Genomic DNA, 18,430 nt, shown 5'->3' with positions numbered 1-18,430 from the left:
CCTCCCGGGTCAGGGATTGCCGTCGGCGCGAATCTCGGTGAGCAGGGCACGAATTCGGGTTCTGGTGTGGCGGGCGGCATCGCGGCGGCGGCCGGGGAGTTTCGCGGTACACGTGCTCTCGCCTCACTCGTAGAGGCCCTCCACATGCCAGGCACGGTTGTAGCCGAGCAGCAGCAGCGTTCGCACGCTGTCGTCGAGCAGTACCTGGGCACGGACGAGACAGTCGGGGCGGGTGCCGCCCCACCACTGTTCGTCCAGTAGCCAGGGGCCTGCCCAGCCGGTCACCGACCAGTGCTTACGACCCCAGTGCAGGCGGGCCGGGACGGCGGTGAAATCGCCGCGGTCGGTCACCCATACCGGGGAGCTGTCGGCCGCCTCCAATCGCACGCCGGGATGGTCGACCAGCACCACGGCCGGTGCGGGTTCGGGCAGCCGGCCCGGCCAGGGCAGGTCCGGATCGGACCGGGGGCTCGGCTCGTCGCCGAGGGCGATCAGGGTGATGCGCTCGGCCGGGCCGCGGCCGCCGCTGAGCACTCCGACCTGCACGGCGGTTCCGCCCAGCAATCCCTGCACTCGAACCAGCGCGCGGCGGGCCCGCTCCTCGTTGTCGCCGGCCTCGCCCCACAGGCCCATCTGCAGAGCGGCGGTGGTGACGACTTCGATCGGTTCCAGTCGCAACACGGTGATCGGGGCCGGGCCGGGCCGATACGGCGGTGTTCCGGCCGATCGCGCACCGCGTTGCCGGACGCCGTGCCCGCGGTGGTGTTCTCCCGTCGCCCCGGCAGGGTTCTGCCCCGGCGCGAACGAACGAGGATCGCCCGGTGCGATACCGCGACCGTGCACCGCGCCGCCGGGATCCTCCTCCGGCGGCACTCCCCGCAGGGCACGCTGGGTGAGCCAGCCATCCAGCTGCCAGCGCACCCGGTCCGCGGTACCTTCGGGGGTCAGCGGTTCGGCACAGCGCCAGACTCTCGAAAGCTGTTCTCCAGCAGCAGTTTCCGCCGACACGATCAATCTGGTGCAGGCCACCGACGCACCGGCCAGGCGTTCGTGCAGCCGGGTGGCGAGCAGGCGGCCGGCGAAGGCGGCGGCATCGATCCGGTCGATCGGCGGATCGCAGGGGTACTCCACCGCGAGATCCGCCGCCGGAGGCGCCGCCGAAGGCGGGCGCTCGGGTTCGGCCCGGGCGCAGCGGTGGGCGCGGATCGCGTCGGCGCCGAACCGGGAACCGACCTCGGCCGGGCTCAGCGCGGCGAAGTCGCCGATGCGGCGCAGGCCCAGACGATGCAGGAGGTCCACCAGGTCGGCGCGTTCCGGGGCGGCGAGGCTCGGCTCGACGGCCAGCTCCGCGACCGGAAGCGGTGCCAGGAATCGCGGGCCCTCCCCCGGTGGCACGATCGTCGCGCGACGGGCGGCGATCACCGCGGTGGACAGTTCGTCGGCGATCCCGATCGCGCATTCCACCCCGGTGGCGGCGACGGCGTCGACCAGCCGCTCGGCCGCCGCCTCCTCGGATCCGAAGAATCGGGCAGCGCCGCGTGCGGCCAGCACCAGCAGACCGGGGCGCAGCACCTCCACTCCGGGCACGATCTCGGCCACGGCCGCCACCACCGGCTCGAACAATCGCGCGTCCCGATCCGGATCTGCCTGTGCCACATACAGTCCCGGGCAGCGCGCCTGCGCCTCCCGTCGCGTCAGGCCGCGTCGCACTCCCTCCGCCCGCGCCGTCGCCGTCCCCGCGACCACCCGGTTGGCGTGCAGCACCACCACCGGCCGGGTCGGCGGCACCTCGTCCACGGCCGCCGCCGCGACCGCGGGCCAGTCCGGGCACCACAACGCCAGCACCCGCGCCGCCCGCGACCGGGCCGCGCTCATCGCGCCGCCCCGACCGCGCACTCCAGCGACCTCGTGCGGGACGCCACCGCATTCGGACACCGTGCGCGCTCCGGGCACATCACACGGTACAGAAGTCCGGCTGATCCCGAACAGTTCAGTTGGACAGGGCATTCCGCACAAACCAGGTGGCGTACGCCATGCGATCGGCCCGGGCGGCCGACCGCATGCCCCGAGCATCCGGCAGAGCTGACCCCACCGGGGCATCCGGCACGCCAACGAACTCTCTTCGGGAGCGAAAAGTCCGGGTGTGCAGAGCATTTCATGCAACCTGCACGCCGCATGCAGCACGGCCCACCCGTATGTCCGGCAGCACATGCCGAACGACTCGCACAGGCCCGGCATCCCGTGCGGCGCGGATGATCCGCGCTCGCCGGTCTCGCATGATGCGATCGGACGCATCTCGGTCCGGGACCGTGGCCGGCACGGTCAGGAGACGGCATGGCGGGCGACCTCCGGGGATGGGGCGAAGGTCGAATCGGGTTCGGGGGCTTGCCATTCGACGCAGCCGTCGTGGGGGGTCAGGGCCAGGCGGCCGGTGCGGGGCGGGGTGGAGCGGCCGCGGACGCAGACGTTCAGGCGAACGGTCCGCAGACGGCCGGTGCCGCGGCCGATGCCCTCGTAGCCGTCGATCTCGGTGGCGATGCGCAGGGTGGGGCCGATCCAGGCGCCGCCGGTCACGACGAGGGTGGCCGCCTTGCTGCGGGCGCGGGCGGCGAGCACCCGGGTGCGAGCGGCCGGGACCGAGATGCCGCCGAGGTTGAGTACGACCAGATCCAGACCGTCCAGCAATACGGAGGCTATTTCCACGGGGTCCGGGCCCGGGTCGGGCACGACATACAGCCGGGACAGGTGTGCCCCCATCTCGGCCGTCGCGAGCAGGCCCAGCCGGGGCAGGCCGATCGCCGCGGCGTGACCACCGCTGCCGGTCACCGCGGCCAGCAGGCCGGCCAGCAACGAGCTCGCACCCGTGTACGCGACCACCGATCCGCGAGGTACGCCGCCGTCGGGCAGCAGGTCCACCAGGGCGGACGGCACCGGTAGCGACTCGGGGCGAGACGATCGCGGGGCCGGCGGACGAGTGACGGCACCCGCGCCGCGTGCGGGGATCGCGGCCATGCGGCGACGCAGGTCCGCCAGCCGTTCCAGTTTCCGTTCCTCGGCCGAACCCATCCAACGACCACCCATCTCTCATCGAATGGACTCCACCGCGATACCCGGACGAGTCGGATGACCATCGCCAGCATCTGTTCAGCTATCGATCATAGTCGAATATACGTTCGATACCACCCTCAGTAGAACCCCCACTTCGGTACGCGTCAAGATGCCGGGGGGCGGAAGCCGACTCCGGGTAACCGGGCCAGTCAGGATGGTTTTCGGCTATTCTCGCGCCGTGACCGAACGCGCTCGTCCCATCGTCGGCCCCGACTATCTCGTCGCCGGGCGCTACCGCCTCCAGTCGAAGCTCGGCGGCGGCGGTATGGGGGCGGTGTGGCTGGCGACCGATCGCCTGCTCAACCGCGAGGTCGCCATCAAGCAGGTGCTCACCACCGCCGGGCTCACCGACGCCGAGGCCGACGAGGTCCGCAACCGGATCGTGCACGAGGGCCGGGTCGCCGCCAAGCTGTCGCACGAGCACGCGATCGCCGTGTACGACGTGGTGCTCGAGGCGGGCGAGCCCTGGCTGGTGATGGAGTATCTGCCGTCGCGCAGCGTCGCGAAGGCGCTGGCCCTGGTCGAGGGGCTACCGCCGGTGGAGGTGGCCCAGATCGGCGCGCAGGTCGCCGACGCCCTGGCCGCCGCGCACGCCGTCGGGATCACCCACCGCGACATCAAGCCGGGCAACATCCTGGTCGCCGACCGCGGCGGTGAGGTGGGCAAGGCGAAGCTGTCCGACTTCGGTATCGCCGCCGGGGCCGGTGATCTGGCCGGTGAGCAGGAGGACATGATCACCGGCACCCCCGCCTACATGCCGCCGGAGGTCGCGCGCGGTGCGCAGCCGACCGCCGCCAGCGACGTGTACTCGCTCGGCGCCACGCTCTACACGGCCGTCGAGGGGCAGACGCCGTACGGGTTCGACGAGGACCAGAACGTGATCGTCACCCGCGCCGCGATGGCGCAGATCATCCCGCCGAGCCGCAGCGGGCCGCTCACCGAGGTGCTGCTGCACATGATGGAGCCGGCGCCGCAGCGCCGCCCGACCATGGCCGAGGCGCGCGACGAGATCCTCGCCGCGGCCTTCGGACCCGGCACCGGGCCTTATATTCTCGGCGCGCCGATCCGCACCGAGGACGGCACCATCCCGGCGTGGGCGGCGCGCAACTCGGCCGCCGGGCTGCGCAGCCCGCATTCGTCGCCGCTGCCCCGCCCGCCGCGCGCGGTCGCCCCGAGTGCGCCTGCCCCGCAACGCAATCCGGCACAACGCAAGCCCGCCAAGAGCGGCGGCATCGGGCTGGACAGTCTCGGGCCGAACGCCGGGCCGCTCGCCATCGCGGTCGGCCTGCTGATCGGACTGCTGATCATCATCGTGGTGCTGGTCGCTCTCTGACGGGGTCACATCGGTCGGCACAGCGCAGGCCGGTCGACACAGCGCCCAGTACAGGTGGGCCGCACCGAGAGGACAGCGCGGCCATGCCGGCCGAACCGTGCCAGCGAACCGTGCCAGTCGGATAGCGCCAGCCGCGCCAGCGAACCGAGTCAGTCGGATAGCGCCGGCCGGTACAGCCGGGGTCGCGGCGGCCGACGCAGCGCGCCGGGTCAGTCGATGCGGCGGCGGTGGGCCCAGCGGGTCAGGGCGTTGCGGTTGGACTGCTGGGTCTTGCGGAGCACGTTGGAGGCGTGGGTCTCGACGGTTTTCACCGAGATGAACAGGGTCTCGGCGATCTCCCGGTAGGTGTAGCCGCGGGCCAGCAGGCGCAGCACCTCGAGTTCCCGCGGGGTCAGCGAATCCAGTTCGGGGTCCAGTTGCGGCTCCGGGACCGGGGAGCGGCCGGTGAACGAGTCCAGGACGAATCCGGCCAGCCGCGGGCTGAACACCGCGTCACCGGCGGCCACGCGGCGGATGCCCTCGGCCAGTTCGGGACCGGAGATGGTCTTGGTGACGTAGCCTCGGGCGCCGGCGCGGATCACCGCGATCACGTCCTCCGCGGCGTCGGACACGCTGAGCGCCAGGCACACCGGGCCCGGGTCGATGCCCTGCAGCACCGCCACGCCGCCGCCATCGGGCATGTGCACATCCAGCAGCACCACGTCGGGGCGGGCGGTCTTGATCCCGGCGACAGCCTCCCCCACCCCGCCGGCCTCGCCGACCACCGCCATATCGGCTTCCCTGCTCAGCTCCGCCCGCACCCCGGACCGGAACACGGCGTGGTCGTCGACCAGAAAAACCCGGATGGACACTGTTCTCCCTCACTCGACGATCCCGGACACCCGACCGCGCTCTCCCGGAACCGAAACATCCTCGGCCGGTTCACCCTACCGACTCCGGGCCTGCCGCGACCGGCCTCGATCACTCCTGGTCCGCCTCGGCGGACTCGGCCGGGTCCTCGGAGTCGCTGCGCGGCAAGGTGATCCGGACCTCGGTACCACGGCCGGGCGCCGAGCGGATGTCGACCGAGCCGCCGCGGCGCTCGATGCGGGCCCGGATGGACTTGGCGACGCCGCGCCGGTCGGCGGGGACGGCCGCGAGGTCGAAACCGGTGCCGCGGTCGCGCACGAAGATGCTCACCTGCTCCGGCTCCACCTCCGCGAACAGGTCGATGGTCGGCACCCCGGCGTGTTTGGCCGCGTTCACCAGCGCCTCACGGGTGGCGCCGAGCAGGGCGGTGAAATGCTCCTTGGGCAGGCCGAATCCGGTATCGCCCGGATCCATCGAGACGTCGCCGACGGTCACCGGGGTGACCTTCACGCCGTGCTGGTCCTCCACCTCCCCGGCGATGGTGCGCAGCGCGGCGGCGAGGCTCGACTCGGCCGGCATCGAATCCTCGAACAGCCACTTGCGCAGCTCCCGCTCCTGGCTGCGGGCCAGCCTGGTGACCTCCTGCGGATCGCCGGCCTGCCGCTGGATCAGCGCGAGCGTCTGCAGGACGGAATCGTGCAGGTGGGAGGCGATCTCCTCGCGCTCCTCGTTGCGGATGCGGGCGGCGCGCTCGGAATTGAGCGCGCGCATCAGGCGCAGCCACAGCGGCACCGTCAGCAGCCCGACCCCGACCAGCGTGACGCCGACCGCGATCAACGCCGACCCCAGCGAGCTGAGATTGATCCGGGCCAGCACCACCACGCTCAGCCCGACCACGATCAGCGTGGCGCCGGACAGGATGCGCGTCCAGGTCAGGACGCCCGGTTTGGCGGGCAGCCCGAACATCGACCGCGGGCCCTCGGCGTCGAATTCGCGCCACACCAGCGCGGCGCCCACCGCGACCACCACGATCGGCCCGACCACGTGGGCCGCGGTGCCGTTGAACAGCCACGACATCGAGACGGCCAGGGCCAGCCCGAGCAGCACCAGCCCGACCGCCTGCCGCCGCTCGGACGCCGTCGGCGGGGGCGCGTCCGCACCGGCCGAGGTGAAGATCCACAACAGCCCGTAGGCGACAATGCCCGCCCCCATCAGCGCGGACAGCAGGACGAACGCCATCCGCACCTTGAACACGTCGATATCGAGGTGATCGGCGATCCCACCGGCCACGCCGCCGATCACCCGGCCCCCGGACCGGCGCACCAACCGCGGCGGCGGCGCGGGCACGACGCCGTGCGCGTCGAGGGCAGGTGTGGCCGGGAACATGCCTTCGATACTGGCACGGACCCCCGACAGCGACCATCGGGAACAACCCCGATTCGGGCCTCGGGGTGCGCCGCGCACCTGCTTCCGGCAGCGCCTCGGTATCGGTGCATCGGTCCAGACCGGACGATGCGTCCGGTACCCGGGCCCCGGACAGTGGCGCCGTGCGGTCGGCCGGGTGCCGTCACCCGGTCCCGGGGGCAACCGCCATCGGCCCGGGCATCGCTCCGCTGTCCGGACCGGACGGCGGCGGCGATATCCGCCGGATCCTCCGCGCCGGTCCGGAAAACTGCCCGCGGCGCCGTGACCGGCTGCGACGGCCCGGATCGCGATCCGGGCCGCACCGGCGGCCGCCCGACCGGAACACCATGGATTCCGGATCGTCGCTCATTCCGAAGCACTTGTCCCGCAAGGCTGTTCGACCGGAATCGCAAGGAAATCATTGGCCGGGGCTCAGACCTCCCGGCCAGGATGGGTGACGCGCCGCCTCCGGGAGGTCTCCGACCGCCGGGAGGGACGCAGATCGCGCGCTGTCGGCGCGCACCGATGGGGAGGGAATCAATGCACATCACGTCCGCGATCGCGATCGCCGCCACCACGGTCGGCCTCGTACTCGGCGCACCGGAGGCGTCGGCGGATACCGGGGTGTTCGCACCCCACGAGAACACCTATGTCACGACGGACGGGCTCACTTACACGGTGGGGCAGGCCGATTCGGCCGTCCACCCGATCGCGCCGCTGAACAACATGCCGACCAACCGGGAGGCATTCATGGAGGCCAGCTTCTACGGACGGGTCTCCGGCAGCGGCACCGGAACACTGCGGGCCGGATATTTCATCGCCTGCGCGGTCGACATCGATCTGATCTTCAGCGCCACCGCCGGGGTGTCGATGTCGCTGGGGGCGAACGCGGGGGTGTCGGCGTCGCCGGATCTGGTGTCGCCGGGCGTCGCGGCCTCGATCGGCCCGACCATCGCGGCCGGTGTCGGCCTGGACCTGTCGATCTCGCCCGGGGAGATCAAGGACGTCGTCATCGACCAGAAGACGCTGACCCCGGACCGGACCGGCACCGTCGTCAGCCACGACTTCCATCTGTGGGCACACCACTGCGGCGGCCCGGTGACGATCCGGCCGTACACCATGATCACGGTCAGCTCACCGGACACCGACGCCTCCGGCGCGGTCTTCGGTGATCCCATGGTCATCTGAGCGGGGGGATCGCGGCCGGTCACGACGATGTGACCGGACCGTGCCCAGGAGTTCAGGTCTCATTTCAGGGTTCACCCCGATGCAACCGGACCCCGGTCGTTCCACCATGAGATTCATGACCAGAGCGAACGGCTGGGCCGGGGGCACCGGTAGCCGGGCCGGATTCAACGAGCAACTCCAGCATCTGTGGCGAACCCGGCCCGTGCGCCGTCCGCGGCAAGGACCGGTCGCCGGCGTCGCCGTGGGCTTCGGGCGGCGCTACGGCGTCGATCCGGTACTGATCCGGATCGGCTTCGTGGTGTCGACGATCTTCGGCGGCGCGGGCATCGTGCTGTATCTGGCGGCATGGCTGTTGCTCCCGGCGACGGGCGATCAGGTGTCGCCGGCGCAGGGGCTGCTCGGCAAGGGCTACAGCGCGCAGTCCCCGGTCCGGACGATCGTGCTGCTCGTCGTGTTCGTGATCGCGCTCCTGACGATGGGGCCGGTCGGGGTGGGGCTCGGCGGCTCCGGACTGATCAGCTTCGCGCTGATGGTCGCCGCGTGGTGGTTGCTGTACCTGCGGCAGCCTCAGCCCCCCGCCGACGAGGTGGACTCCCTGGGGGTGAACACGATCGCGGCGACCGGCTATCCGGGCACCGCTTTCCCGGGCGGATCGCCGTGGGCGGCCGGCCCGTACGGGCCGTACACGACGCTGCCGGATCACTACGAGCCGGAGTCACCGGCCGGTGCCGCGGACAACCGGGTCACACCGGCCGCCGACGGGACCGGAGGCCGGGCGGCACCGATGACCGGCGCGACCGCCGGCCAGGTCACGCCGCTGACCGAGGCGACAGCCGGGCTGGGCACGCCGCTGACCGAGGCGACAGCCGGGCTGGGCACGCCGCTGACCGAGGCGACAGCCAGGCTGGGCACGCCGTCGGCCGACGCGACGGCCGACCGACACCCACCGATGGCCGACGCGGCGAGTGCGACAGCCGCAGGAATGGCCGATCCGGCGGACACCGACTTCGTACCCGGCGCCGCGGATCGCGTCGTCGATGCCCCCGCCGACGATCCGGTCCGGCCGGAAGGCGGCGGTTTCGCGAGGTCGACGGTCACCGAGGAATTCCCCGCGGGCCGCGGATCGACCGCCGGTCCGGACCGTTTCGGTCCGCGGCCACCGGGCTGGGACCCGCTCGGGGTCTCCCCGCTGGCCTGGAATCTCCCGGATCCGACGCCACCGCAGCCGGTCGCGACGGCGCCACGGCCACCGCGCTCGCGGCTCACCCCGATCGTCATCGGGAACGCCGTGCTCGCCGCCGCGATCGCGGGCGGGATCGCCGCCGCCGGGGTGGACTGGATGACCCCCGCCCGCATCGGCGCGGTGGCGCTGGCGGTGGTGGGCCTGGGCCTGATCATCGGCGCGTTCCTGCGGCGCGGCTACGGGCTGATCGTGCTGATTCCGCCGCTGGTCGGATTCGTCGCGCTGGCCTCGATCATCGGACCGGTGGAATTCGATCGCGGCGCCGTCGGCGAACACGCGTGGACGCCCACCTCGGCCGCCGAACTGGATCAGCCGTTCCGGATCAACGCCGGCAACGGCACGCTGGACCTGCGCTCGCTGGCGCTGACCGGGGACCAGACGGCGACCGCGCGGGTCCGGATGGGCAATCTGCGGGTCCTGGTCCCGGAGTCGATGCGGCTGGACACCACCTGCACGGTGAAACTCGCCGATCCGACCGACTGCCCGCAGGGCCCGACCGGACCCGCGACCGGACCGGTCCTGCATCTCGACATCGATGTACGCGCCGGAAACGTGGAGGTGAAACGTGGCTGATCAGAACCCGATCGACACCGATCCGTCGGAGACCGACACCCGCACCGGGCGCTCGCGCCGGGGACCGTCGTTCGCCCTGCTGCTGGCCGGTCTGCTGGCCGTGCTCGTCAGCGTCTGGGCCTTCATCGGGCCGGACGGCTGGCCGATCCATCCGGGCATCCCACTCGGCTGGATCGTGGTCGGCGCCGCCATCGTGGTCGGCTGCGGCATGGTGGTCTCACCCCGCCGGCGGCACTGACCCCACTCGCACGACGCCGAGGGCCCGGTCGCGATCGCGACCGGGCCCTCGGCGTCGTCACCGGCTCACTCCCATTCGATGGTCCCCGGGGGCTTGCTCGTCACATCGAGCACGACCCGGTTCACCTCCGCCACCTCGTTGGTGATCCGGGTGGAGATGCGTTCCAGGACGTCGTAGGGCAGCCGGGTCCAGTCCGCGGTCATCGCGTCCTCGCTGGACACCGGGCGCAGCACGATCGGGTGGCCGTAGGTGCGGCCGTCGCCCTGCACGCCGACCGAGCGCACGTCGGCCAGCAGCACGACCGGGCACTGCCAGATCTGACCGTCCAGGCCGGCCGCGGTCAGCTCCTCGCGGGCGATGGCGTCGGCCTGCCGCAGCGTCGCCAGCCGGTCGGCGGTCACCTCGCCGACGATACGGATGGCCAGGCCCGGACCCGGGAACGGCTGGCGGGCCACGATCTCCTCCGGCAGCCCCAGCTCGCGGCCGACCGCGCGCACCTCGTCCTTGAACAGCAGCCGCAGCGGCTCGACCAGTTCGAACTCCAGATCGTCGGGCAGGCCGCCGACGTTGTGATGGCTCTTGATGTTGGCGGTGCCGGTTCCGCCGCCGGACTCGACCACATCCGGGTAGAGAGTGCCCTGCACCAGGTACTCCACGATGGGACCGGCCGCTCCAACGTCCTCGGTGGTCAGCACGACCTCGGCGATCGCGTCCTCGAAGGACCGGATGAACTCCCGGCCGATGATCTTGCGCTTCTCCTCCGGATCGGTCACCCCCTTCAGTTCGCCCACGAACTTCTCGACCGCGTCGACGGTCACCAGCCGGGCGCCGGTCGCGGCGACGAAATCGCGTTGCACCTGCTCGCGCTCCCCCGCCCGCAGCAGGCCGTGATCGACGAACACACAGGTGAGCCGGTCACCGATGGCGCGCTGCACCAGCGCGGCCGCGACCGCGGAATCGACGCCGCCGGACAGGCCGCAGATCGCGTGCCCGTCGCCCACCTGCGCGCGCACCTGCTCGATCAGCGCGTCCGCGATATTGGCCGGGGTCCAGGCCGCGGGGATGCCCGCCACCTCGTGCAGGAACCGGCTGAGCACCTGCTGACCGTGCGGGGAATGCAGCACCTCGGGGTGATATTGCACACCGGCGAGCCGGCGCGCGCGGTCCTCGAACGCCGCCACCGGCGCGCCCACGCTGGTGGCGGTGACCTCGAAACCGGCCGGCGCGTCGGTGACCGCGTCGCCGTGGCTCATCCACACCGGCTGCACGGCCGGTAGCCCGCCGTGCAGGACGCCGCCGTCGACGCTCAGTTCGGTGCGGCCGTATTCGCGGGTGCCGGTGTTGGTGACCGTGCCGCCCAACGCCTGTGCCATGGCCTGGAAGCCGTAGCAGATGCCGAAGACCGGCACCTCCAGATCGAACAGCCGCGCGTCCAGCTGCGGCGCGCCCTCGGTGTACACGCTGGCCGGGCCACCGGACAGGATCACCGCGAGCGGCTGCCGCTCGGCGATCTCCTCGACGGTCGCGGTGTGCGGGATCACCTCGGAGTACACGCTGGCCTCACGCACCCGCCGCGCGATCAACTGCGCGTACTGCGCACCGAAATCGACGACGAGGACTGGTCGCTGGGTTTCTGCCACCGGGCCAGTTTAGTAAGGCCGTGCGGACCGTTCGCGCCGCGTCCGTCCGGCACCACGCGCGCACCCCGCGGCCGCGCCGGCTGTCATACCGTCCCGCTATCCTCGTGCTGTGCCATTCGCCCGTGCGATCGATGCCGAGATCCATTACGAGGACACCGGTGGCGACGGGCCCGTGGTGCTATTGGGGCACGAATTCTTCATGGACACAACGATGTTCGCGGCTCAGGTCACCGCGCTGACCCCCGATTTCCGGATCGTCACCTGGGATGCCCGCGGGCACGGCCGCACCCGCGACGAGGGGCTGCCGTTCACCTACTGGACCGCGGCCCGCGACGCCCTGACGGTGCTGGATCACCTCGGGGTGCAGCGCGCGGTGGTGGGCGGCTCGTCCCAGGGCGGGTTCAGCGCGCTGCGCACCGCCCTGCTGTCCCCGGACCGGGTGGCCGCGCTGGTCCTCATCGCGACGGAGGCGCATCCGGCCACCCCGCTGGAACGCGAGACCGCGCACCGCTTCCTGGACCGCTGGGCCGGGCCGGGCCCGCGCTATCTGCTGGCCGAGCATCTGGCCGGCCGGCTGATCGGCGACGACCCCTGGTACTGCACGATGTGGGCGCAGCGCTGGGTGACCCGCGATCCGCGGGCCACCGAGGCCGCCGCCAACTGCCTGCTCACCCGGGACGACATCCTCGAGCGGTTGTGCGAGATCGCCTGCCCCGCACTGGTGATCCATCCCTCCCGCGCCAGCGTCCCCCGCCGCAACGCGCTGGAACTCGCTCGGCGCCTGCGCGATTCCCGCTTCCTCGAGATCGACGGCGCCCACCAAGCGGTCACCATGACGCATCCGGCCGAGGTGAACGCCGCCCTGCACGCCTTTCTCACCGAACTGGCGCCGAGCAGCTGACGGGGCCGCCGACACCACGGTCCTCAGGATCACCACGGACCCCCGGGATCACCACGGACCCTCAGGATCACCACGGACCCTCAGGATCACCACGGACCCCCGGGATCACCACGGACCCCCGGGATCACCACGGACCCTCAGGATCACCACGGTCCCTTGGGATCGCAGCGCACCCGCCGACCGCTCACGGTCGACGCACACCTACCTGCGTCGAGGGCATGCCGATCACCCGACCGAAAGGCGCTGGCAGCTCGTGAGCGGGCCGGTCATATCGCCGCACGACAGATACGGGCATACCGACGGGTTGAGTCATGGAACGTCACGGGCGGGTCAGCGGACCGACAGGCCGACCTTCTGGAATTCCTTGAGTTCGCTGTAGCCGGCCTTCGCCATCGAACGGCGCAGGGCGCCCACGAGATTCACCGAACCCCATGGATCGCTCGCGGGACCGTAGAGCACCTGCTGCAGCGACGGGCGGTCCTCGTCGTCGGCGAACTGCAGCGGCACACCGCGCGGCAGCGAGGGGTGCGCGGCGGCGGTCGGCCAGTACCAGCCCCGGCCCGGGGCCTCGTGGGCCAGCGCCAGCGGCACGCCGAGCATGGCGGCATCGGCGCCGCAGGCGATGGCCTTGGCGAGCTGGCCGGAGGACACGATGTCGCCGTCCGCGATGACGTGCACGTAGCGGCCGCCGGTCTCGTCGAGGTAGTCGCGGCGCGCGGCGGCGGCGTCGGCGATCGCGGTGGCCATCGGCACGCCGATGCCGAGCACCTCGCCGGTGGTGGTCGAGCCGGGGGTGGAGCCGTAGCCGACGATCACCCCGGCCGCGCCGGTGCGCATCAGGTGCAGCGCGGTGCGGTGGTCGCTGACGCCGCCGGCCACCACGGGGATGTCGAGGTCGGCGATGAAGGTCTTCAGGTTCAGCGGTTCGGCGCCGGATTCCGCGGTGACGCCGTTGACGTGTTCGGCGGAGATGATGGTGCCGTGCACGACCAGCAGGTCGACCCCGGCCTGCACCAGCGCGGGGGTGAGGGCGCGCGCGTTCTGCGGGCTGACCCGCACAGCCACCGTGACCCCGGCCGTGCGCACCTGCGCCACCGCCGCGGCCAGCAGATCCGGCTGCATCGGCGCGGAGTGCAACTGTTGTAGCAGGGTGACCGCGGCGTCCGCGCCCTGCTTCTCCGCGACCTCGATCAGCTGATCTATCCGCGCGGAGACGTCGGCGTGCCGGGCCCACAGGCCCTCACCGTTGATCACGCCGAGCCCGCCGAGCCGGCCCAGTTCGACGGCGAACTCGGGTGACACCAGCGCGTCGGACGGGTGGGCGAGGACGGGAATGTCGAAGCGGTAGGCATCGAGCTGCCACGCCACCGACACCTGCTTCGAGGAGCGGGTCCGCCTGGAGGGAACGATGTCGACATCGTCCAGCTCGTAGGTCCGCCGGGCGGTCCGGCCCATGCCGATCTCGACCATGTCGCGCATCTGAATGTTCTCCTTGTTGTTTTCGACGTACACCACGCGACTGCGAGCCCGGACCCACGGCACGTGCCGTGGGCACGCGCCCGGCCGGACCCGCGTCGTCCCGGCGGTCCGCCGCGACATTCGCGACGGGCACATCCGGGCGTTCCGGTTCCGGTGCGTACCGCCGGAGTCCGGAACCTCCGGTGCCGCACGCGAACCCGGCCGGGATCACGAGCGGCGCCGGACCGGACCACGTGGTATCGGCGGAGTACCCGCAGGTACCGGCAGTTGTCAGCCGCGGCCAGTGTAGTTCGGGGCCTCCACGGTCATCGTGATGTCGTGGGGGTGACTCTCCTTCAGGCCCGCCGCGGTGATCTGCACGAACTGGGCCTCCTGCAGATCGGGAACGGTCCGGGAGCCGGTGTAGCCCATGGCCGCCCGCAATCCGCCGACCAGCTGGTGGATGACCTGGTTGACCGGGCCGCGGAACGGCACCCGGCCCTCGATACCCTCCGGCACCAGCTTGTCCTCGGCGAGGACGTCGTCCTGGAAGTAGCGGTCCTTCGAATATGACTTGGCCTGGCCGCGACCCTGCATGGCGCCCAGCGAGCCCATGCCGCGGTAACTCTTGAACTGCTTGCCGTTCATCAGGATCAGCTCGCCCGGCGACTCGGCGGTACCGGCCAGCAGCGAGCCGAGCATCACGGTGGACGCGCCCGCCGCGATGGCCTTGGCGACGTCGCCGGAGTACTGGATGCCGCCGTCGGCGATCACCGGCACCCCCGCGGCCTTGCACACGGAGACGGCCTCGAGGATCGCGGTGATCTGCGGCGCGCCGACACCGGCGACCACGCGGGTGGTGCAGATCGAGCCGGGGCCGACTCCGACCTTGACCGCGTCGGCGCCGGCCTCGACCAGCGCGGCCGCGCCCTCACGGGTGGCGATGTTGCCGCCGACGACCTGGATGCGTTCGCCCACTTCGGTCTTCAGCTTGGCCACCATCTGCAGCACCTGGGCCTGATGGCCGTGCGCGGTGTCGACGATGAGTACGTCGACCCCGGCGTCGCGCAGCGACATGGCCCGCGACCACGAATCCTCGCCGACGCCCACCGCGGCGCCGACCAGCAAGCGGCCGTCGCGGTCCTTGGTGGCATTCGGGAACTGGTCGGTCTTGACGAAGTCCTTGACGGTGATGAGGCCGCGCAGCTTGCCGTTGCCGTCGACGATGGGCAGCTTCTCCACCTTGTGCCGCCGCAGCAGGCCGAGCGCGGCCTCGGCGGTGACGCCCTCCTGCGCGGTGATCAGCGGGGCCTTCGTCATCACGTCGGCGACGCGGCGGTTCTGATCGACCTCGAAACGCATGTCGCGGTTGGTGATGATGCCGACCAGCGCGCCCTTCTCGTCCACCACCGGCAGACCGGAGATGCGGTAGCGCGCGCACATCGCGTCGACCTCGGCGAGCGTGTCGGTGGGGCGGCACGTCACCGGATCGGTGACCATACCGGCCTCGGACCGCTTCACCGTCTCGACGGCGGCCGCCTGATCCGCGGCGGACAGATTGCGATGCAACACGCCCATGCCGCCGGCGCGGGCCATCGCGATGGCCATCCGAGCCTCGGTGACGGTGTCCATCGCCGAGCTCACCAGCGGGGTGCGCAGCGTGATCTCGCGAGTCAGCCGACTGGAAGTGTCGACCGAACTGGGGATGAGATCCGAAGCGGCCGGCAGCAACAGCACGTCGTCGAACGTGAGGCCGAGCATGGCGATCTTGTTCGGATCGTCACCACCCGTATGCGGGCGGACGGCACGTTCGCCCGTCACGGGATCACTCATCGGAAAAAACCCCTCCTGAAATTGCAACCCGGCACCTGTGCGTCCATGGTATCGGCCTCGCACGGCGGGTGGTCCGGGGGCTCCGGACGACATCGGCCAACTGCGGGCAAACGCGACGCGCCGGAGTGTGACGTAGTCGACCGGCCGTCGTACCGGTCGGCGCGCACCTCGATAAACACAACGCAGCAAATTGGGGCCAGCGCTGGCGCACCACCCCCTGTTCTGCGTACCGTGGGATTGTGCGTGACCATCTACCACCTGGCCTGCCGCCGGATCCATTCGCCGGAGATCCCTCCGACCCGTCGGCCGCGCTCGATGCCATCGAGCCGGGGGAGCCGCTGGATCCTCATGAGCGCCTAGCGGTCGAAGAGGATCTCGCCGATCTCGCCGTATACGAGGCGCTGCTGGCGCATCGGGGTATCCGCGGACTCGTGGTCAGCTGCGAGGACTGCCGGCAGGACCACTACCACGACTGGGACATGCTGCGCGCCAACCTGCTTCAACTGCTGGTCGACGGCACGGTCCGCCCGCACGAGCCCGCCTACGATCCCACACCCGAGGCGTACGTCACGTGGGACTACTGCCGCGGCTACGCCGATGCCTCGATGAACGAGGCGCTGCACGGCGACGGTTTCGACGGATTCGACGCCTGAGCGCGACGGTCACCGAATCGGTCCGGGAAAAGTACGACCCGAAAAATACCGAGGGGCACGAAAATTGAAAACGGCCGCGAGAATTCGCGGCCGTTTTCGTTGTGTACGCGTCGTTGTGTACGGGTCGTTCCGGATGACGACGCTATTTGATCGTGCCCAGTCCGGCGCCGCCGATCGGCGGCAACTGGACGGTGGTCGGCGCGATCGGCGGCATCGTCGGATGCAGATGCGAATCCTCGCCGGAGGGCGCGACCGGCTTCACCGGCGTGTTCGGTGCGGGGCTGTTCTCGCCCGGCGTACTGCCGGTGCCGCCTCCGATGCTTCCCGGCTTGTCCGGCACGGGCGCCTCGCCGGGGGCGGTACTCGGCCCGGCCGGAGTGCCGCCCCCGGTCTCGGTGCCGCCACTACCGCCCGACTCGTGCCCGCCACCGGTCTCGTGCCCCGGATCGTGGCTGCCCGACGGCGAGGAGGGCTCGCTCGGCGGGCTGACCACGGTGGTGTGATCCGGCGGGAAGACCGACCCGCCGGGATTGCCGCCCGGGCCCGGGGAATCGGAATGTCCCGATCCGCCGTGACCGCCGGAGGTCTCCGAGCCGCCACCGGGCGACTGCGGCGCGAACCGCGGGTCGACGCTGGGCCGCCCGGAACCGCCCGGAGTGACCGGCTTCTCGTTGGCCGAGGTCGGCTCCTGCGAACCGGGCACGGTCTGCCGCGGCGGTATCACCGGGGTCAGGCCGGCGGCGATGTTCGGCGCCTGCTCCTGCAGTTTGGCCAGCAGCTGGTTGTACTTCTCCAGCAGATCCGACTTGCGCCCGTCGTCGTTGACCTGGGTGGCCGTGCTCGACGCGCTCTGCAGCAGCGCCTTGGCCTGCTCGGGCCGGTTCTGCGCGAGCAGATCCTGCGCCTTGGTCAGATCCTCGTCGGCGTGCTGGGCGATGGTGGTCTGCGCCTGTTCGCTGAACACCACCTCCTTCACCCGCCACAACGGATCACCGGGCTGCGCGCTGTAGGAGAACGCGGTCGTGCCACCGGCGATCACCGCGACCGCCGCCGCCGCACCCAGCAGCGGCCGGACCAGGCGCAGATTGCCGCGCCGGGCGCCGCCGACTCTGGTGTGCCGGGCGCCGATCTCCTGATTCACCGCCGCGAAGATGGTGTCCAGATCCGGTCCGGCCGGCATCGGCGACTCGACGATCTCCGCTCGCCAATTGGCGAGCAGGGCCGCGAGTTGATACTCCTCGGGGCTCTCGGTCGCGACGGTGCCGTCGCCGGCGATCGCGGTGATCAGAGCGTCGTCGCGGCGCACGGCCGCGATATCCACCGGACCGGTCCCACCGGATTCCGGATCGCCGGCCGAATCGGCATAGGGACCGCTGTTTCGCGATCCGCGCCGCGCCTTCCAGTCGCCCCGACCGCGCTCGCCATCCCTAGCCATACATTTCACCTGCCCTCGCCACTTGTGACTTCAGTTTCGCGAGCGCCCGATGTTGGGCCACTCGTATAGCTCCCGCCGTACTGCCCACGGCGACAGCGGTTTCCTCTGCCGACAAACCCATGACCAAACGCAGGATCAGGATCTCTCGATGTTTCTCGGGGAGCGTGGCCAGCAGATTGTTCATCTGCCGGCTCGTCTCCGATTCGAGAGCCCGTTGTTCCGGCCCGTGGTCGGTGGATATGACATCAGGTACTTCGGCCATCGAGTCCGACCTGTTACGGGCGGCGTTCCGATGGGCGTCGGCGACCTTGTGCGAAGCGATTCCGTATACGAAGGCCATGAACGGCCGCCCCTGGTCCTGATATCGGGGCAGGGCGGTCATCACGGCCAGACATACCTCCTGCGCGACGTCGTCCGCGGAGAGCTGCCCACGCTCCGCAGACCCGATCCGCGCGCGGCAGTAACGCACCACGAGCGGGCGGATGGTCTGTAGTACCTGGGCTAAAGCGGAACGATCGCCCTGCGCTGCAGCAGCGACGGCGCCGTCCAACTCCTCGCCCGTGTGCGTCATCGT

Annotated in this window: 15 protein-coding genes; 6 read left to right on the top strand and 9 right to left on the bottom strand. The window is 71.2% G+C overall.

Annotated elements, in window-relative coordinates; translation table 11 throughout:
• Positions 1 to 123: 123 nt before the first annotated feature.
• Both NRB56_RS27355 and NRB56_RS27350 read right to left on the bottom strand, forming a co-directional pair.
• On the bottom strand, positions 124 to 1,875 hold the full coding sequence (locus NRB56_RS27355) for a DNA polymerase Y family protein (protein ID WP_153347102.1): 1,752 nt from the start codon (positions 1,873 to 1,875) through the stop codon (positions 124 to 126).
• 447 nt (positions 1,876 to 2,322) lie between these two features.
• Positions 2,323 to 3,066, bottom strand: a complete 744-nt coding sequence (locus tag NRB56_RS27350) for a hypothetical protein (RefSeq protein WP_153347100.1) — start codon at positions 3,064 to 3,066, stop codon at positions 2,323 to 2,325.
• Between the two features lie 196 nt (positions 3,067 to 3,262).
• On the opposite strand from NRB56_RS27350, the gene NRB56_RS27345 reads away from it, so the two are divergent.
• Positions 3,263 to 4,441 carry a serine/threonine-protein kinase gene (locus NRB56_RS27345; protein ID WP_153347098.1) on the top strand — a complete coding sequence of 393 codons (1,179 nt, stop codon included), beginning with the start codon at positions 3,263 to 3,265 and terminating at the stop codon, positions 4,439 to 4,441.
• Positions 4,442 to 4,650: 209 nt separating this feature from the next.
• Here NRB56_RS27345 and NRB56_RS27340 read toward each other — a convergent pair whose 3' ends face one another.
• Entirely contained in the window at positions 4,651 to 5,286 is a 636-nt protein-coding gene (locus NRB56_RS27340; RefSeq protein WP_319943651.1) for a response regulator transcription factor, read from the bottom strand.
• A 115-nt stretch (positions 5,287 to 5,401) separates the two neighbouring features.
• Complete coding sequence (locus NRB56_RS27335; RefSeq protein ID WP_153347096.1) at positions 5,402 to 6,676, bottom strand: ATP-binding protein; 1,275 nt, start codon at positions 6,674 to 6,676, stop codon at positions 5,402 to 5,404.
• 558 nt (positions 6,677 to 7,234) lie between these two features.
• Between NRB56_RS27335 and NRB56_RS38465 the strand changes: the two genes are divergently transcribed.
• The 3 genes from NRB56_RS38465 (at position 7,235) to NRB56_RS27320 (ending at position 9,936) form a co-directional block, all read left to right on the top strand.
• Positions 7,235 to 7,882: an MspA family porin gene (locus tag NRB56_RS38465; RefSeq protein ID WP_194291006.1), complete on the top strand. Its 648-nt coding sequence runs from the start codon at positions 7,235 to 7,237 to the stop codon at positions 7,880 to 7,882.
• A 115-nt stretch (positions 7,883 to 7,997) separates the two neighbouring features.
• On the top strand, positions 7,998 to 9,698 hold the full coding sequence (locus tag NRB56_RS27325; protein ID WP_153347092.1) for a PspC domain-containing protein: 1,701 nt from the start codon (positions 7,998 to 8,000) through the stop codon (positions 9,696 to 9,698).
• Positions 9,691 to 9,936, top strand: a complete 246-nt coding sequence (locus tag NRB56_RS27320) for a hypothetical protein (RefSeq protein ID WP_153347091.1) — start codon at positions 9,691 to 9,693, stop codon at positions 9,934 to 9,936. Before NRB56_RS27325 ends, NRB56_RS27320 begins: the two co-directional genes overlap by 8 nt.
• A 65-nt stretch (positions 9,937 to 10,001) precedes the next feature.
• On the opposite strand, the gene guaA is transcribed toward NRB56_RS27320, so the two are convergent.
• Positions 10,002 to 11,576: a glutamine-hydrolyzing GMP synthase gene (guaA, locus tag NRB56_RS27315; protein WP_319943601.1), complete on the bottom strand. Its 1,575-nt coding sequence runs from the start codon at positions 11,574 to 11,576 to the stop codon at positions 10,002 to 10,004.
• A gap of 109 nt (positions 11,577 to 11,685) precedes the next feature.
• On the opposite strand from guaA, the gene NRB56_RS27310 reads away from it, so the two are divergent.
• Positions 11,686 to 12,477: an alpha/beta fold hydrolase gene (locus tag NRB56_RS27310; protein ID WP_319943600.1), complete on the top strand. Its 792-nt coding sequence runs from the start codon at positions 11,686 to 11,688 to the stop codon at positions 12,475 to 12,477.
• Positions 12,478 to 12,807: 330 nt separating this feature from the next.
• On the opposite strand, the gene NRB56_RS27305 is transcribed toward NRB56_RS27310, so the two are convergent.
• Positions 12,808 to 13,956, bottom strand: coding sequence for a GuaB3 family IMP dehydrogenase-related protein (locus tag NRB56_RS27305; protein ID WP_153347089.1), 1,149 nt, complete (start codon positions 13,954 to 13,956; stop codon positions 12,808 to 12,810).
• 270 nt (positions 13,957 to 14,226) lie between these two features.
• The gene (guaB, locus tag NRB56_RS27300) at positions 14,227 to 15,768 is read right to left on the bottom strand and encodes an IMP dehydrogenase (protein ID WP_194291005.1); all 1,542 of its coding nucleotides are present in this window, start codon (positions 15,766 to 15,768) and stop codon (positions 14,227 to 14,229) included.
• Between the two features lie 239 nt (positions 15,769 to 16,007).
• On the opposite strand from guaB, the gene NRB56_RS27295 reads away from it, so the two are divergent.
• Positions 16,008 to 16,421 (top strand): DUF5319 domain-containing protein, encoded by a 414-nt coding sequence (locus NRB56_RS27295; RefSeq protein ID WP_019932909.1) that lies wholly within the window; start codon positions 16,008 to 16,010, stop codon positions 16,419 to 16,421.
• A 142-nt stretch (positions 16,422 to 16,563) separates the two neighbouring features.
• On the opposite strand, the gene NRB56_RS27290 is transcribed toward NRB56_RS27295, so the two are convergent.
• Both NRB56_RS27290 and NRB56_RS27285 read right to left on the bottom strand, forming a co-directional pair.
• A complete protein-coding gene (locus tag NRB56_RS27290; protein ID WP_153347087.1) occupies positions 16,564 to 17,856 on the bottom strand; it encodes an anti-sigma-D factor RsdA in 1,293 nt (430 codons plus the stop codon).
• Entirely contained in the window at positions 17,849 to 18,427 is a 579-nt protein-coding gene (locus tag NRB56_RS27285) for a sigma-70 family RNA polymerase sigma factor (RefSeq protein ID WP_153347085.1), read from the bottom strand. The genes NRB56_RS27290 and NRB56_RS27285 overlap by 8 nt, the downstream gene beginning before the upstream one ends.
• Positions 18,428 to 18,430 lie beyond the last annotated feature (3 nt).

It is taken from the genome of Nocardia aurantia (assembly GCF_009604425.1).
GTDB lineage: Bacteria > Actinomycetota > Actinomycetes > Mycobacteriales > Mycobacteriaceae > Nocardia > Nocardia aurantia.
Note: the sequence above shows the minus strand (reverse complement) of the source record. Positions and strands in the feature narration are given on the sequence as shown.

Coding starts and splice junctions, on each gene's coding strand:
- NRB56_RS27355 (WP_153347102.1), bottom strand. CDS start 1,875: ATGAGCGCGGCCCGGTCGCGGGCGGCGCGGGTGCTGGCGTTGTGGTGC.
- NRB56_RS27350 (WP_153347100.1), bottom strand. CDS start 3,066: ATGGGTTCGGCCGAGGAACGGAAACTGGAACGGCTGGCGGACCTGCGT.
- NRB56_RS27345 (WP_153347098.1), top strand. CDS start 3,263: ATGGTTTTCGGCTATTCTCGCGCCGTGACCGAACGCGCTCGTCCCATC.
- NRB56_RS27335 (WP_153347096.1), bottom strand. CDS start 6,676: ATGTTCCCGGCCACACCTGCCCTCGACGCGCACGGCGTCGTGCCCGCG.
- NRB56_RS38465 (WP_194291006.1), top strand. CDS start 7,235: ATGCACATCACGTCCGCGATCGCGATCGCCGCCACCACGGTCGGCCTC.
- NRB56_RS27325 (WP_153347092.1), top strand. CDS start 7,998: ATGACCAGAGCGAACGGCTGGGCCGGGGGCACCGGTAGCCGGGCCGGA.
- NRB56_RS27305 (WP_153347089.1), bottom strand. CDS start 13,956: ATGCGCGACATGGTCGAGATCGGCATGGGCCGGACCGCCCGGCGGACC.
- guaB (WP_194291005.1), bottom strand. CDS start 15,768: ATGAGTGATCCCGTGACGGGCGAACGTGCCGTCCGCCCGCATACGGGT.
- NRB56_RS27290 (WP_153347087.1), bottom strand. CDS start 17,856: ATGGCTAGGGATGGCGAGCGCGGTCGGGGCGACTGGAAGGCGCGGCGC.
- NRB56_RS27285 (WP_153347085.1), bottom strand. CDS start 18,427: ATGACGCACACGGGCGAGGAGTTGGACGGCGCCGTCGCTGCTGCAGCG.